This is a genomic window from Bacteroidota bacterium (genome assembly GCA_030706745.1).
Lineage (GTDB): Bacteria > Bacteroidota > Ignavibacteria > Palsa-1295 > Palsa-1295 > PALSA-1295.
On record JAUZNX010000012.1, the window covers coordinates 38,071 to 52,733 of the forward strand.

The 14,663-nt window shown below is 54.1% G+C and carries 14 protein-coding genes; 9 read left to right on the forward strand and 5 right to left on the reverse strand.

Translation table 11 applies throughout. The features are described from left to right. The first annotated feature begins 124 nt into the window (after nucleotides 1-124). The 7 genes from Q8902_12600 to Q8902_12630 all read left to right on the forward strand — a co-directional run bounded on the left by Q8902_12600 (nucleotide 125) and on the right by Q8902_12630 (nucleotide 7,631). The gene (locus Q8902_12600; GenBank protein ID MDP4200395.1) at nucleotides 125-1,993 is read left to right on the forward strand and encodes a T9SS type A sorting domain-containing protein; all 1,869 of its coding nucleotides are present in this window, start codon (nucleotides 125-127) and stop codon (nucleotides 1,991-1,993) included. 12 nt (nucleotides 1,994-2,005) lie between these two features. Next, nucleotides 2,006-3,838, forward strand: coding sequence for a T9SS type A sorting domain-containing protein (locus Q8902_12605; GenBank protein ID MDP4200396.1), 1,833 nt, complete (start codon nucleotides 2,006-2,008; stop codon nucleotides 3,836-3,838). 143 nt (nucleotides 3,839-3,981) lie between these two features. After that, a complete protein-coding gene (sdhC, locus tag Q8902_12610) occupies nucleotides 3,982-4,389 on the forward strand; it encodes a succinate dehydrogenase, cytochrome b556 subunit (protein MDP4200397.1) in 408 nt (135 codons plus the stop codon). Nucleotides 4,390-4,392: 3 nt separating this feature from the next. After that, nucleotides 4,393-4,797, forward strand: coding sequence for a succinate dehydrogenase, hydrophobic membrane anchor protein (gene sdhD / locus Q8902_12615; GenBank protein ID MDP4200398.1), 405 nt, complete (start codon nucleotides 4,393-4,395; stop codon nucleotides 4,795-4,797). A gap of 231 nt (nucleotides 4,798-5,028) precedes the next feature. Next, the gene (locus Q8902_12620) at nucleotides 5,029-5,385 is read left to right on the forward strand and encodes a FeoA family protein (GenBank protein ID MDP4200399.1); all 357 of its coding nucleotides are present in this window, start codon (nucleotides 5,029-5,031) and stop codon (nucleotides 5,383-5,385) included. A 105-nt stretch (nucleotides 5,386-5,490) separates the two neighbouring features. Continuing rightward, nucleotides 5,491-7,434, forward strand: coding sequence for a ferrous iron transport protein B (gene feoB, locus Q8902_12625; GenBank protein ID MDP4200400.1), 1,944 nt, complete (start codon nucleotides 5,491-5,493; stop codon nucleotides 7,432-7,434). After that, nucleotides 7,434-7,631, forward strand: coding sequence for a hypothetical protein (locus Q8902_12630; GenBank protein ID MDP4200401.1), 198 nt, complete (start codon nucleotides 7,434-7,436; stop codon nucleotides 7,629-7,631). Before feoB ends, Q8902_12630 begins: the two co-directional genes overlap by 1 nt. A 37-nt stretch (nucleotides 7,632-7,668) precedes the next feature. Here the strand turns inward: Q8902_12630 and Q8902_12635 are convergent, their stop codons facing one another. The 5 genes from Q8902_12635 to Q8902_12655 form a co-directional block, all read right to left on the reverse strand. Next, on the reverse strand, nucleotides 7,669-8,454 hold the full coding sequence (locus Q8902_12635; GenBank protein MDP4200402.1) for a hypothetical protein: 786 nt from the start codon (nucleotides 8,452-8,454) through the stop codon (nucleotides 7,669-7,671). 108 nt (nucleotides 8,455-8,562) lie between these two features. Further along, the gene (locus Q8902_12640; GenBank protein MDP4200403.1) at nucleotides 8,563-9,222 is read right to left on the reverse strand and encodes an O-methyltransferase; all 660 of its coding nucleotides are present in this window, start codon (nucleotides 9,220-9,222) and stop codon (nucleotides 8,563-8,565) included. Nucleotides 9,223-9,260: 38 nt separating this feature from the next. After that, complete coding sequence (gene ruvB, locus Q8902_12645; protein ID MDP4200404.1) at nucleotides 9,261-10,286, reverse strand: Holliday junction branch migration DNA helicase RuvB; 1,026 nt, start codon at nucleotides 10,284-10,286, stop codon at nucleotides 9,261-9,263. 99 nt (nucleotides 10,287-10,385) lie between these two features. Beyond that, the gene (locus tag Q8902_12650) at nucleotides 10,386-10,937 is read right to left on the reverse strand and encodes a hypothetical protein (protein MDP4200405.1); all 552 of its coding nucleotides are present in this window, start codon (nucleotides 10,935-10,937) and stop codon (nucleotides 10,386-10,388) included. A gap of 5 nt (nucleotides 10,938-10,942) precedes the next feature. Next, nucleotides 10,943-11,275, reverse strand: coding sequence for a DMT family protein (locus tag Q8902_12655; protein ID MDP4200406.1), 333 nt, complete (start codon nucleotides 11,273-11,275; stop codon nucleotides 10,943-10,945). A 103-nt stretch (nucleotides 11,276-11,378) separates the two neighbouring features. Between Q8902_12655 and Q8902_12660 the strand changes: the two genes are divergently transcribed. Next, nucleotides 11,379-12,455, forward strand: a complete 1,077-nt coding sequence (locus Q8902_12660; GenBank protein MDP4200407.1) for an asparaginase — start codon at nucleotides 11,379-11,381, stop codon at nucleotides 12,453-12,455. Between the two features lie 101 nt (nucleotides 12,456-12,556). Further along, the gene (locus Q8902_12665) at nucleotides 12,557-14,644 is read left to right on the forward strand and encodes a T9SS type A sorting domain-containing protein (protein ID MDP4200408.1); all 2,088 of its coding nucleotides are present in this window, start codon (nucleotides 12,557-12,559) and stop codon (nucleotides 14,642-14,644) included. Nucleotides 14,645-14,663: the final 19 nt, after the last annotated feature.

Genomic DNA, 14,663 nt, shown 5'->3' on the forward strand with positions numbered 1-14,663 from the left:
GCCTCATCAGGCTGGACCCTGTTTCATTCAAGCCGCTGGCGGGCATTTATCCGGCATTCCCGGCTGTTCGTGAATCACTACTCGAATCGGAGCTCGGTTTCGCTCCGTTAATAGATTTGTGATTATGAAGTCAATTTTCGTCCTGCTTACCCTCGTTCTGGTTTCCAGTGCATCTGCCCAGCAGATCACTTCCTCCGGGCGCGTTTCGGCGGAGGCATTCCGTACCGAAGTTGAGAAGGTTGTTGCAAGCTATCCGAACGGCGAAGAGCGGTATCGAGAGGTCGATAATTTCCGGCGGCTGATCCAGGTGGTGGCCGCGCACAAGTTGGGTTTGACGCGCGATGACCTTCGAGCGATGGTGCTCGGTACTAATGGCAGACGGGTTCTCCGCCCTACCGGTTTTTCAAGAGTATCGGACATCAGTCCCGACACGTGTGACGAGAACGAAGCCTCCGTCGCAATCAGCCGGACGAACCCGAACATCATCGTTGCCGGCGCGAACGATCTCTACGCGATGTATGACTCCTCGATGCCCGCGTTCGTGAGCACGAATGGTGGACGGTCGTGGAATACTTACTATCTGCCGATGGTCCAGGACAAAGCGGCCCAGGCGTTTGGGGATCCGTATCTCACGGCCGACGATCAGGGCAATTTCTACTACGCGTTTCTTATCTCAAGTCAGAATGTCAATCCCAACTCGTATATTTCCGACTTGATGGTTGCGCGCAGTACGGATGGGATTCACTGGACCCTCGGTGCGCCGGTTGTCGGAAATGTAACGCATGTCAGCGGTGATGAGGACAAGGAAACTATCGCGGCGGACTGCGATCCCGCAAGTCCCCACTACGGACGTGTCTATATCGCATGGCGGTATACCGGCTATCCGAACAAGTACCAGGTAGCCTATAGCGATAATCATGGAATGACATGGTCCAAACCGGTATCACGGTTATCCAAATACGGATATTTCGAGCAGATACGCGTTGGCAAAGGCGGGACCGTGTTCATCGCAACGAACTCGCGAACTATCGATTATTCGAATTTTGACAACGACACAGGGATGCATGGAATCATGGTTTCGCATGATGGAGGCCAGACCTTCCAGGAACATTATATCGCATCCTATCTGAATTACCCGCCTCCATCGGGCAACACGTATCCAAACGCGCTAAAGAACGGCTTTAAAGCATATGCGTATACATCCTTCGATGTCGATCCGGCAACGAACAAGCTCTATGTGGTCTATGGAGATTACGTCTCGACCGGATCGAGCGGATATGCCGTGCAATACGCGGTCACCTCGACGGATGAAGGCGTGAATTGGAGCGCGCCACAGCAAATTGGCAATCCGGACTATCTCGAGTCCGATCATTTTCAGCCGTGGGTGACATATGATGCTTCCATTGGCAAGGCGCGCGTCTCCATGTATAGTTCAGAGGAGGACTTGGCCTCGAACCAAATGACCCGCATGGTTCGGTTCGATTTTGACGGAGTTAATGGTTCTGGATTAACGATGCCCGAACCATTGGGATCCGATCTCTTCGATCCGAACACGGTGACCAATCCATGGGGTGGTTCCTTCATCGGCGATTATACCGGAGGAGATGCTTATAGTGGGATCTATGCTGCCGTTTGGACGGAGAACGATGCGTCGGGAGCCGGCGGAGGTGATATTTACGCCTATGTTTCAAACGCCAAGGCGGGCGTTACTCGCGCGATCAATGCTCGTGAATTCTCCGTGAGTGAGCCATTCCCGAATCCTGCTACCAGCGGCGCGGTCACCATTCGCATCAGTACGAACGCTGAGGCATCCGCGTTGATCCGGCTTATCGACTTGAATGGGCAAGAAGTCGTTGCGCAGCAGCGTAAGCTCTCGCCTGGAGTTGAATCGGCAATCGATCTCGATTTGCAAAATCTCTCGGCAGGCGTCTATCGCGCGCTCATTTCTTCAGACGGACAAACGATAGAAAAATCCATTGTTGTATTGCGGTAATCCCATGCGCGCATGAAGTCCATCGCTCTCGTTCTTTTTATCGCAATTGCGATTGTCAGTAGTCCACGGTTGTTCGCTCAAGGTCACCCCGCCAAATCGTCGGCGGCGTTCAGAGCCGAAGTTGCGAAAGAACTGGCCTCGCATGGCTATGGAAAGAAGCTTTACGAGCGATGCGATGGCTTCCAGCGGATGATCGATCATCGCGTCGGGGCGCGGCTCGGACTTTACGCATCGACGGCTCCCTTCTTGGGCAATGGCCGCATGCTGAAGACGAGTATCACCGAAAATACTGCGGATGTTGATGCGATTCCAGTAGATCAGAATGAGACATCCATCGCAATCAGCCGTACGAATCCCAAGTTGGTCATCGCCGGATCGAACTTGTTGTCGATGGACAATCTAACGGCCCCCGCTTATGTCAGCACAAATGCCGGACTATCCTGGAATACGACGCTGCTTCCCACCCCGGATTATTTCGGCGCACAGCCGTATGGCGATCCATCGATCGTCTGCAGTGCCGATGGGATGTTTTACTACGCATTTCTGCTCATAAATTTCTCGGATACCACCGATGTCTCGGATTTGATGGTCGCCCACAGTCAGGATGGGCAGCACTGGACGTTGGGCAATCCCGTCCTTGGAATGGGACCGATAGACTCTTCACGGTTTCTATTCCAGGACAAAGAAAATATTACCGTCGATCGGGATCCGAGCAGCCCATATTATGGACGTCTTTACATTGCGTGGAATGAATATTTCGATCGCAATGGTGATTCCTCCCATGCGATGATTGCATGGAGTGATGATCGCGGCCAGTCCTGGTCGAAGCAAGAATCGCTTCCTACTGATGGAGGATTATTTACGCTTCTCCGAACAGGGGCACACGGGACCCTCTTTCATGCATCGAGTACGGACAGCGGACTCACGGAGACCTATGGACACCACCTTCTACTCGTCTCGCATGATGGCGGCGCAACATTCATCGAGCGCTCAGTCGCGCCATTCGATAATTTTCCAATCAATAGCATTAATTATCCCGGTCTGAAAGGATTCAACGGATTCCGATCATTCCCGTATGTAGCGTTCGATGTCGATCCATCCACGAACAAGTTGTATCTTGTCTATGGATCGTACAACAACAATCTCAATGCAGCGAGTCTACTTGCCATCACCTCCACTGATGAGGGTGCAGATTGGACCCCACCTATCGTACTCGGCGACCCGCGCAAACAAAACCGCGATCATTTTCAAGCATGGGTTTCCTTTGACCCGGTACTTCAGCAGCCACGAGTGACATTCCTCAGCTCCGAAGATGATCCCGATAGTAACAATCTGATCCGTGCTTCACGAGTTGATTGGAGCACGCTCGATGCTCCCAAGAATCTCGATCAGTCACTCTTCGATCCAAGGGATATTCCATTTACCGGTTACCCATTCATTGGTGATTACATCGGAAGCGATGCCTTCGGAGGCACCTTTGCGGCAGCATGGACGGGGAAGAATCCTATCGGGACAGATGGGGATATTTTTGCGTATGTTTCGACCGACAGTTTTCGCGCGCCCGTCGGCGGTCCGATCCATGCTCCAACATTCAGCGTGTCCGAACCAATGCCAAATCCTGTCTTCGGCGATCAGGCGAAAATTAGCGTTCAGGCCGATGGACCAGTAGACTTGCACGTTGAGCTGTTCGATATTCGGGGTGCAACCGCGCTCTCCACGTCGGCAACATGCAACTCCGAAGCTCAGATAGTGCTCGATGTGCATGCATTACCAGCCGGCATCTATCGTATCGTGATTTCGAATTCGTCTCAGTCGATGGAGGAGAATATGATTATTCTCCGATAGCGGCTTGGTGCTTTGCCATTGAAGAGAGTCTTCGAATTCGATCGAATCTATAGAATTTATCGAACTCGAAGATTTTTGGAATACCCAAAACTCCTTCTCCACTGGCAACCCTTCTTGCCTGAACGAATGTTTACCGGCGCAACATGGCATACACACCGAACCGCGAGCCTTTCGGTGCATGGAATAAGTTGATACTTGCGTACCATCGTTATTCCGGCTCCTGGGCATACCTCCTCCAGCGGCTGACCGGCATTGGCCTGGTCGCTTATTTATTCCTCCATATCTGGGCGCTGAGTTCTTTGACGCACGGCCGGGCGGCCTTCGCTGCAGAGATGAAAACATTCACTACGCCAGTCTTCAAGGTCGGCGAGTGGCTACTCGGCGCGCTCGTAATGTGGCATGCATTCAATGGCATCCGCGTCGTGATCGTCGATCTCGCCGAAGGCGCGCGATATCATAAGAAGCTATTGGCCGGCGTGTGGGTCGTTTCCGTCGCGACCGTGATTCTGATGTTCTGTCTCATCTTCAGCAACGAACTCTTCGCGAGGTAAGTCATGGCAACTCCGACTCAACCGTTTGAAGGTACCCGTTTTCTTCGCAGCTACTCCCGCCCCAAGAGCTCTGGCGCCTCCGCCTGGTGGCTCGTACGGATTTCCGGTATCGCTCTGATACCGCTTCTCGTCGGGCATTACATCCTCATGCACTACAATCCGGCAAGCGGACACGATTACGGTGAGACCGCATCGCGCCTTGCATCCCCGTGGTTCAAAGGACTGTATCTCGGATTCATCACCATCGGCATGTACCACGGCCTCGTCGGCATCTGGAACATCATGCGCGATTACAAGATGAAGCCGCTGCTTGGCCGGACGCTCTTCGGACTCCTCGTTGTGGCCGGCATTATCTTCGTGGCTGTCGGCTGGAATACGATCCTCACATTCGATCCGTTGAAGCCGTAGGCGAGTTTGCCCGAATTCTGAATTGGTAAAGAATCTTACTCGAACGTGTTCGGGTAAGATTTTTTTACGGTCAATCCCAGTAATTTAACATCGTTTTGCCGTTTTTGAACGGAAATTCACATAGGGCATGGAACTGGTTGTATTAAGACTCAGTCTTATTAAACCGATACTATACAATCCTCGCAACCTGTGCAACCAAGTCATTTGCCATCGAATAATCGTAGCGTTTCCATGCTCGCTCGAATCCCGGAGATCTTTCGTGGACGCCGGCGGCACGCTGTTGCCCTCGGAGCCTCGGTCGCCATTACGACATCAGCGACAGCGCACCTTCATTTCGACCCGCATGTTCGCAAGCCCCGCATGACTTTGGCTGATCTACACGAAGGCGATTCGGCGACAATCAAAACGATTGTCGGCACAACGAGCGCACAATTGCACTTGATGGAGATGGGCTTGACACCAGGTACGACGGTGCGGGTTGTTCGTCTGGCAATTTTCGGAGGCCCGCTCGATATTCTCGTTCGAGGATACCGACTCTCGCTGCGCCGCGAGGAAGCGCAGGCAATTCAGTTACTATCCAGCCATTAGGACGGAGTCATCGCCACGTCACCGCACTCCATTAGTCAAGATCGAGAGCAGAATCCGCTTCTTCACGAGAGCGGCATTCTCAGCGTTGATCCGGCTCGGCCCAGTGTGATCAGGACGATCGCGCTGGTGGGCAATCCGAATTCTGGCAAGACGACAATCTTTAACGCTCTGACGGGACTGCGGCAAAAAGTTGGCAATTATCCCGGCGTTACCGTCGAGAAGAAGCAAGGTACCGTGCATTTTGGTCGGGGCCAATCCGCTGGCGTGCTCGATCTGCCAGGCCTGTACTCGCTCACACCACATTCGCCGGACGAAGCAATAGCACGCGAAGTATTGCTCGGTCTTCGAAACGACACACCGAAACCTGATCTCGTGCTTAGTGTTGTCGACGCGACCAACCTGGATAGAAATCTTTATACCACACGACAATTACTCGAGCTTGGCGTGCCGGTGATCGTCGTACTCACGATGACCGATCTCCTCGAGCAAGATGGGCAACGGGTCAACACGGCATTGCTTTCGTCGCGGCTCGGTGTTCCGGTTTGTGAGGTTGTTGCATCGCGGAAGCATGGACTAGATGAGTTAAAGAACCTGATTGCAACGACGACGGCTTGGGCTCCGGCAATCCTGGGTGCGCGCGAGCACGATCATCACCTGTTTCAAAACGATCTCGATCATGCCGTCCAGATCATCGAAGGCCGCTATACGTGGATCGCCGGGATTACGGATGGAGCCATCGAGCGCGTGAAGATAACCCGCCGCGAACGCCGCTCCGTCGATGAGAAGATCGATCGTGTGGTCATGCATCCAGTGTGGGGCTACGTGATATTCCTCGTGACGATGGCAGTCCTGTTTCAAGCGATCTTCTCCTGGGTGCAGGCACCTATGGATTGGATTCGCTCGGGAATGCAGGCACTTGGCGGCCTGATTGGGACTCTGCTGCCGGCTGGGGATTTGCGCGACCTTCTTCAGGATGGACTGATCGCCGGCGTTGGAAACACGCTGGTATTCTTGCCGCAGATTCTGTTACTCTTCTTTTTTATCACGCTGCTGGAGGATACCGGCTACATGGCGCGCGCCGCATTCCTCATGGACCGGCTGATGAGTCGCGTCGGACTGCATGGCAAATCTTTTATCCCTTTGGTCTCCTCCTTCGCCTGTGCGATTCCAGGGATTATGGCAACACGCACCATCGGGGACCGCAAGGCGCGTTTGATCACGATTCTCGTTGCGCCGCTCATGTCGTGCTCGGCACGCCTTCCGGTATATGCGTTAATGATCGGGGCGTTCATCCCGGGCAAAGCCGTGCTCACGATCGGCCCATTGGTATTGCTCACGCTTCCAGGGCTCGTGTTACTCTCGATGTACTTTCTTGGGATGATTGCAGCCTTCACCATCGCGTGGCTCTTCCACCGTACACTGATTCGTGGTGAAGCACCTACGTTTGTCCTTGAATTACCCTCCTATCACGCGCCACACCTGAGGAATGTACTCCTCCAAATGCTCGAGCGCGCCGGTCTTTTCCTGCGGCGTGCCGGCACGGTGATCCTCTCCGTGTCTATTGTCCTCTGGGCATTAGCGACCTATCCAAAACATGAAGAACTTCCTCAATCGGAACGCGCCGCCCATTCCTTCGTCGGCGTCTTTGGCCACGCAATTGAGCCTGCAATTGCCCCGCTCGGCTTCAACTGGAAGATGGGCATCGGTATGATCTCGTCGTTTGTGGCTCGCGAGGTATTCGTTTCGGCAATGGGCACGGTCTATAGTGTTGGGGATGTCGGCACGGAGAAGGCGCAGTTCGATTTGCAGCAGCGGATGAAGGCTGACACCAACCCTGCAAGCGGAGCGAAAGTATTCACACCGCTGGTTGCCATCTCGTTGATGGTCTATTATGTTTTGGCGATGCAGTGCATTTCAACGTTGGCGGTAGTTCGGCGGGAGACCAACAGTTGGAAATGGCCGCTCTTCCAATTGAGCTACATGACTGTTCTGGCGTGGGTCGTCACGTTCGCCGTCTATCATGGTGGCAAGATGCTGGGATTGGGATAATGATCATTCAATCGCTGATCGTCTGGGGTTTGGTCGCCGTTGCTGCATGGCACATCGGCAAGCATGTATATGGAATGGTGCGCGGCGTAATTGACGCTAAGGGTGGCTGCGCGACCGGTTGCGGCAATTGTGGTTATGCGCCGAAAGAAGATATCAGAGTAAATCTTCCAATCGGTATTGACCTTCCATCGCAATGATGATGCGTAATGCGTGAACGCATTACGCATTCCAGAATCACTGCGCCAGATGCGCAGTGATCTCAACAAATTGTGGCACAAGCGAGGGGGCCTTTGGCGCAGCGGCCTTTTTCTTTTTCTTCCCTTTCGGTTCGTCACTTGTGGCATAGCCAGGGCCTAAATCAAAACGGCCCGCCGGGACACTTGTTGTTACCGTGGTAACTTCGTAGCGCGTCGACGGAATATTTTTGCCAAGCATCCATGCCCGAAGATTTGCAGCGCGAGCAATCGCGATCTTTTCCTGCATCGCGTCCTTTTTCGACATTACTGGTTTATCCGGGTAGACCGTGATGGCCAGCGAGAGCTTCGTGTTATGTTTCAATTCCTCCACGATTTTTTCCATTTCGGCAGCGCCGCGAGGTTCAAGTGCTGTTGATTTCGGCAGAAACAAAGGCGAGCTGAGATCGAACCGCTGTCCATTTCGCAAAGGCGTGAGGACCGTGGCGACGGGGAATTCTTTGTAGGCCGTGAGTTGTGGAATCACGAGCGTATCCTCGTGGTATAGGTACTCCGGATCGTTACAGACAATGCGATACATTGCGCCGGGTGTGAGCACCATCGAGAATTTGCCATCGGTCTTGGTCTTGGTGGTCGTGACGCGTTCGGTCCCTTTCAGGAACGTGAGCGAAACTCCGCCGGGGTGCGAGCCGTCCGTCGAGGTAACCTCGCCTTTGACGAGAGCTACAACATTTGATAGCTGCCGCGCGATTTGCTGCGCATGCACTGGGGAAACAGTCGGTACCAAAAATAGAGAAACAACAACGCAAGAGATCTTCGAACGCATAGGATTGAATTAGTTGTGGGGATAAAGGGTGCAGCCCAGACATTTGGCCGTGCTGCCTAAGAACACGCCGAGTAAACGAAAGTTACACACGGAACCTCAAAAAACAATTCACTTGCTGACCACTCCGATGGCCATGCCATCACCAATCGCGCAGATGACACCGAAGATCGCTTTTTGTTGCGCGAAGGCGTGATTGAACTGTTGCAGGGCCCTTACGCTCGCGTAATCGGGATCGGCTTTGGGTAAGTCCGATGCGATTTTGCCCCAGGCCAGAGCATTATCGCCGGCAATAACGCCGCCTGGCCGAATGAGCCGAAGTGATTCGTTCAGGTAATTCGAATAGTTGGGTTTATCGGCATCGATCAGGATGAAGTCGAACGAGCTCTCGGGCATAATCTTCATCGCATCCAGAGCGGGACCTGTTGTAATCGAAACATTCTTGATTCCCAATTCGTCGAGATTCTCTCTTGCGACACGTGCGTGCTTCTCTGCGAATTCGAGACTGATGATCTCCCCTTCTGCACCCACGGCGCTCGACATGATCGCGGCACTGTATCCAAAGAGCGTCCCAACATCGAGCACGCGTCGGGCCTTGATTGCGCGAAGAAACACGCCAATGAACCGGGCCTGCTCTTCGGAGATCATGATCATGGGTATTCCAGCGGCCTGCGCGCGGGCGCTCATCTTTTCGAGCAAGGCGCGCTCATCCTCGGCGAAGTTGTGGACGATATACTCGAAGAGCTGGTCGTTAAGAGGAGTGCCTTTCATAATGGTCTTTGATAAAAGAAGGTACTTTCGTGAATCATCTATTCTGATGAGAAGAGCGAATCTGTTTCTTTGCGAGGTGCGATGCCGAAATGCTTATATGCCAGCTTGGTGGCCTCGCGGCCACGCGGCGTGCGCGCAATAAAGCCTTCCTGAATCAGAAATGGCTCATAGACTTCCTCGATGGTCCCGCCTTCTTCGCCAACGGCGACTGCAATTGTATTCAGCCCGACGGGCCCGCCGGAAAACTTCTCGATGATCGTCAGCAGAATACGTTTATCCATCTCGTCCAGACCATGTTCATCAACTTCAAGCGCTTTAAGCGCGATGAGCGCAATCTCGCGGGTGATGCGGCCCGTGCCTTTGACCTGCGCAAAATCCCGCGTGCGGTGCAAGAGCCGGTTAGCGATACGCGGCGTTCCACGCGAGCGGCGGGCGAGTTCGTGCGCGCCATCTTCTTCGATCTCGACACCGAGTAACCGTGCACTGCGTTCGATAATGATCTTAAGCGCGGCGGCATTATAGTAGTCCAACCGGTTCGTAATTCCGAAGCGTGAGCGGAGCGGCGCGGAAAGCAGGCCCGCGCGAGTGGTCGCGCCAATGAGCGTGAACGGCTTCAGTTCGATCTGCACCGAGCGCGCACTTGGGCCCGTATCGATCATGATGTCCAGCTTATAGTCCTCCATCGCGGAGTAAAGATACTCTTCCACCACGGCGGAGAGACGGTGGATTTCGTCGATAAAGAGGACATCGCCCGATTCGAGTGTAGTCAGGAGTCCAGCCAGATCGCCGGCACGTTCGAGCACCGGGCCTGATGTCGTCCGGATTTCGGCCTGCATTTCGCGCGCAATAATATGCGCGAGTGTCGTCTTGCCGAGGCCAGGCGGACCGGTGAAGAGGACGTGGTCCAGCGCCTCACCACGCGATCGCGCGGCCGTGATAAAGACGCGCAGATTATCAATGATCGAGACTTGCCCGGTGAACTCACCGAATTCTTTGGGACGCAGCGATTTCTCGAATTCGGCTTCGAGACGATCGGGAATTACGGTTTCGTTACGCTTGACCAAAATTGAATTACGAATGACGAATTGTGGAATGATAACCAGTCGATACCGAGCACCATTCCGGTGTTCCCCAATTCGTCATCTGTAATTCGTAATTGAAGATCATCCCTCCATCACCCATACCGGGTAACCTCGCCGGATAAACCCACGTACTTCAATATTGCCGGTCTTCCAGCGGAAGTGAGCGAGCGGAGGCTCGAGTATAAGCTCCGGCTTGCCCCACGTTTGGCCAAAATAGAGCAAGAGCACATTCTCTACGTCATCCGAAGCGCCCACCGCAATCGAGCTGACGCGCGGAGTGATCGAAAGCCGCCGCAGCCGGTTTGAGGCATCGACCACGAAAACCATTCGCATATAGGTCAGGCGGCAAATGATCGAATCCACGACAAACACGTGCACTGTCGCGTCGCTGTAGGAATGTGTTAAGGTGTCCTCCTTCACCTCTCGGATGGGAGCACCGGCATCGTAGATCACACTGCGGATGCTATCGATCGAGATGCCCGGCCGGATGCCGAGCAGATGCAACGGATGATACTCAACCACGTCTTCTGCGGCTGGCTGCTTTGGAGCGGAGTGCTTTTTCGCACGTTGTGCAACAGAAGCCGAAGTTGCCAGCGTAAGAGCTGCGAGTGTGAGGAAAACGAATATGCGCATGAAGTTTAGTTGAACGCAAACGCAAAATAAACCGCGCCCATGATGAGAACAAAGCTGACGATGTAATTCCAGGTGAAGGCTTCGCCGAGATAGAATTTCGCGAAGACGATAAACACCACCAGCGCGATTGCCTCCGCGGTAATTTTGAGCCTTGCCGGACTCATGCCGTGCTCGTAGCCCCAGCGATTTGCCGGCACCTGGAAACAATACTCCAGGAACGCAATCGCCCAGCTTACGAGAATCACGATCCACAACGGTTTGCGCGTGTACTTCAGGTGGCCATACCACGCGAACGTCATGAACGTGTTCGAGATAATCAGGAATATAACGGTAATCATTTTGCAGCTTTCGGAATCGGAAATCCGCTGCTAAAGGTTCTATCATTTCCTTCATCCTTCCATCCATGGTGCCACGAACCGACGTGCTTAATAATCTCTGCCAATGAGTTTTGTTACAGAAGAGCTGCAAATAGAATCACTTCCGACGGCGGACCGTCGCGCGAATGGTCACGCGAGCGTTGCCGCGGTCTTCACTGGCGGCACGATTGCCGTCAGCGCAAACAAAAAATCGAGCGTCGTGCCGGTGCTCTCGGGCCGAGAAATTCTCGAGCGGGTGCCGGAGATCGCGCAATACCTTCCGTCGCTCAAGGTGCAAGTCCACGATTTTGCGATGCTGCCGGGGCCCCACATGTCGCCCGAAATGATGCTCACGCTCGCCGGATTCCTCCGCGCGATTTCCACCGAGGACGGCTCCTCTACTCAACACTTGGATGGCGTCGTCATCACGCATGGCACGGACTCGATGGAAGAATGCGCCTACTTTCTCGATCTGGTCTCGAATTCGGATGGCCCGATCGTGTTGACTGGCTCGATGCATCCCTCGACCGACGCGGCATGGGATGGCGGCCGAAATCTCGTCGATGCGCTCGCTGTCGCGGCGAGCGAGGAGTTTCGTGGCGCGGGTGCGGTCGTAGTGATGAATGGACTTGTCCATGCTGCCAGCGAGGTGACGAAGATGCACACAATGCGAGCAGACACCTTCCACTCGGCGGACTTCGGCCCGCTCGGCACGGTGAGCACGCTCGCGCTCGATGAGCCACGCCGCAACCGGACGCCTAATAACCGCATCCATATTCCGCTTTCGGAAGATGCTGAACTTCCGTATGTCGAGTTATTCCTGACCTATTCCGGGATGGACGATTCGCTCTTTATCGCAGCACTGAAAGCCGGCGCGCGTGGAATCGTGATCGAGGCGATGGGGCAAGGCAATGTTCCACCAGGTGTTGTCAACGGGATTTCTCGCGCCCGCGAGATGGAAATCCCGGTCGTCATTACCTCGCGTTGCATGTCGGGACCCGTCCGCCCTTACTACGCCTACGAAGGCGCGGGCCGCGAACTCGAACGCCTCGGTTGCATCTTCGCGCCCTATCTCACCGGTCCGAAAGCCCGCATCAAGCTGATGGTGGCGCTTGCCCATGGCATGGGCAAGGAGGAGATTCGGGGACTGTGGGCGGGGTAAGCTCCAAATTCAAACGCGCTGATCCAAATCGTCGTATTTTGCACCCGAAGGCCAGGCGTTAACCCGGTCACGTTCTCGACCAAACGGTACTTTCGGTCATCATGAGAGCTTTCGTTCAACGCGGCGTCTTCGTGCTTCTCACGCTCCTCGCCGTGCGTGGGGATGACTTGCGAGGGCAGTGGAAGATGGTCCGCCAGTACGCACCGGCCGGCGATGCGATCATTTTCAATGATGGGATTATCTGGGCCGCGGCTTGGCCGCGAAGCTTGGCGCTTACAGCCACTCCCGGGATAACCTATAGCATGGACACCGGAAAGACGTGGACCGATCTCTTGCTCCCTACCTATTTGAATCCACGAGCGAACTTCCTGTTTCTTGATATTGCCTTTGCGAATAAGGATACCGGCGTGATAGCACTTTATAATGCTGATCCGTCCGCGATTCAAGTGTGGGATTGGGGAGGGATCTATCGGACGACCGATCGCGGAAAGACTTGGTCTCGGGTCGATCCCTCGAATTCGAAGGCTTCTCGCCTGACTTATAATCATTCTTCATCGGTTATCCATTTTGTCGAGTGTATTTATGGCTCCACTGCCACTTCGTTAGATGGTGGCATGGGATGGAACTCCGTTCAGGTCACTGGATCGAGCCGTAACCCCGGCGTGCTCACCGCACTTACGACCGCAAAGGACGGTACGGTCTATGCACTCGGCAGCGATAGTTATCAGGACTTCTTCGGCAGATGGATTGGACCGCCGCTCAGTAATGTATTTTCGAGCACGGATCGCGGGACCACATGGCAGAGAGCATCTGGTCAGGTTTCGCTTGATAGTTGGAGTATCGATGTCGATTCCTGCGACCCATCCCGACTCTATGTAGTAAATGAAGACATAGCGTCCCGATTTCAAGGCTTTTCATCCATGTACGTAAGCCCCGACAGAGGAACAACATGGACAACGGCATTCACACTTCCTTATCCTGGACTTGCCGGATCGTTCTCGACTGCACCGCACGCGCTATATGCCGCGACGATTACCAACGGCATTCTGCGGTCGACCGACCATGGAACGACTTGGCAAAATATCGGCGGGCCTGGAAACCCACCGGATTCCAGAAATATCTGTGCGATCAATGACAACATCTTGTTTGCAGTTGACTCGGACGGAAATATTTGGTCCACGTCCAACAGCGGCGGAGATTCCGTCTTGGCGCCTTCGGGTTCCGTACCGCTTACAATTACTCCGGACTCACTCTTTGCAGCCGATACAACCCATTGCGAACCTATCACCCGTTCGGTAACAGTGAGTGCTAACGGTTGCAACACCGCTTCTCTTGACTCGTCGTGGCTTGCGGGCGCCGATGCAGAGGCCTTCAGCGTGGGCACTCGAAATGGCGTCTTCATTCCAGTCACCTTTCATGGAACGCGCGCTGGCGACTACAATGCCAAATTTATTCTCCAAATTAGCAATGGTACATTCGATACAATCGCCTTAGAAGGCCACGCTGTGGGTACATACCCCCTAAACATTATTACAGCCGACACAAAGACGGACATTATCGGCGGTGACCTCTCTGTCCCAATCACCGTCAGCGGCCTAAAGCGTCCCGAGACTATCGATCTCGTTCTGCATTATGATCCAATACTTGCATACAACAGTTCAGTCGATCCCGCAAACACCACGCTCGACATTCCCGGCGAGCAATGGCCGGGACGCTCGAAGCTGCACATCGCGCAGGCGTCCTCCGGAGTGGTTGCAGGCTATGCGCGTTTCAATGTCTTCGCGGATTCCGGCACTAAGCCGCAAGTAACGTTTGATTCTCTAACGGTACTATCAGCAATTTCTCCATGCGAGTACACATTGCCGGCGGCTGTCACAAGCACGATCACGCTGCCCACGGGTTGCGGCACGACGATACTCTCACAGTATCTTCAGTCGGGCCAGGTTTCAGTCTTCACAATTCGTCCGAACCCCACATCGGGCGATGTCGAACTTACTTCTTCGCTTGATATTGGGGATGCTTCGGTCGAGATTTACGACATGCTCGGCGTTAGACGAGGCGCGCTCGCGGTCAAGCCGACGAAAGAGACACCAGCGCATCTATTGCTGCCGGAGGGCGCAGGAGTGTACTATCTTCGGGTCAAATCCCAAGTGGGCGTTCAGAGCTTGCGGGTGGTTGTGGCGAAGTAAGCCAAGGAGTCGAACGAGG

What these genes read in the sequence shown, in the direction of transcription:
- Q8902_12605 (MDP4200396.1), top strand. Translation starts at nt 2,006, where the DNA reads ATGAAGTCCATCGCTCTCGTTCTTTTTATCGCAATTGCGATTGTCAGT.
- sdhD (MDP4200398.1), top strand. Translation starts at nt 4,393, where the DNA reads ATGGCAACTCCGACTCAACCGTTTGAAGGTACCCGTTTTCTTCGCAGC.
- Q8902_12600 (MDP4200395.1), top strand. Translation starts at nt 125, where the DNA reads ATGAAGTCAATTTTCGTCCTGCTTACCCTCGTTCTGGTTTCCAGTGCA.
- Q8902_12655 (MDP4200406.1), bottom strand. Translation starts at nt 11,275, where the DNA reads ATGATTACCGTTATATTCCTGATTATCTCGAACACGTTCATGACGTTC.
- Q8902_12620 (MDP4200399.1), top strand. Translation starts at nt 5,029, where the DNA reads ATGCTCGCTCGAATCCCGGAGATCTTTCGTGGACGCCGGCGGCACGCT.
- Q8902_12665 (MDP4200408.1), top strand. Translation starts at nt 12,557, where the DNA reads ATGAGAGCTTTCGTTCAACGCGGCGTCTTCGTGCTTCTCACGCTCCTC.
- Q8902_12630 (MDP4200401.1), top strand. Translation starts at nt 7,434, where the DNA reads ATGATCATTCAATCGCTGATCGTCTGGGGTTTGGTCGCCGTTGCTGCA.
- Q8902_12640 (MDP4200403.1), bottom strand. Translation starts at nt 9,222, where the DNA reads ATGAAAGGCACTCCTCTTAACGACCAGCTCTTCGAGTATATCGTCCAC.
- Q8902_12660 (MDP4200407.1), top strand. Translation starts at nt 11,379, where the DNA reads ATGAGTTTTGTTACAGAAGAGCTGCAAATAGAATCACTTCCGACGGCG.
- Q8902_12635 (MDP4200402.1), bottom strand. Translation starts at nt 8,454, where the DNA reads ATGCGTTCGAAGATCTCTTGCGTTGTTGTTTCTCTATTTTTGGTACCG.
- sdhC (MDP4200397.1), top strand. Translation starts at nt 3,982, where the DNA reads ATGGCATACACACCGAACCGCGAGCCTTTCGGTGCATGGAATAAGTTG.
- Q8902_12650 (MDP4200405.1), bottom strand. Translation starts at nt 10,937, where the DNA reads ATGCGCATATTCGTTTTCCTCACACTCGCAGCTCTTACGCTGGCAACT.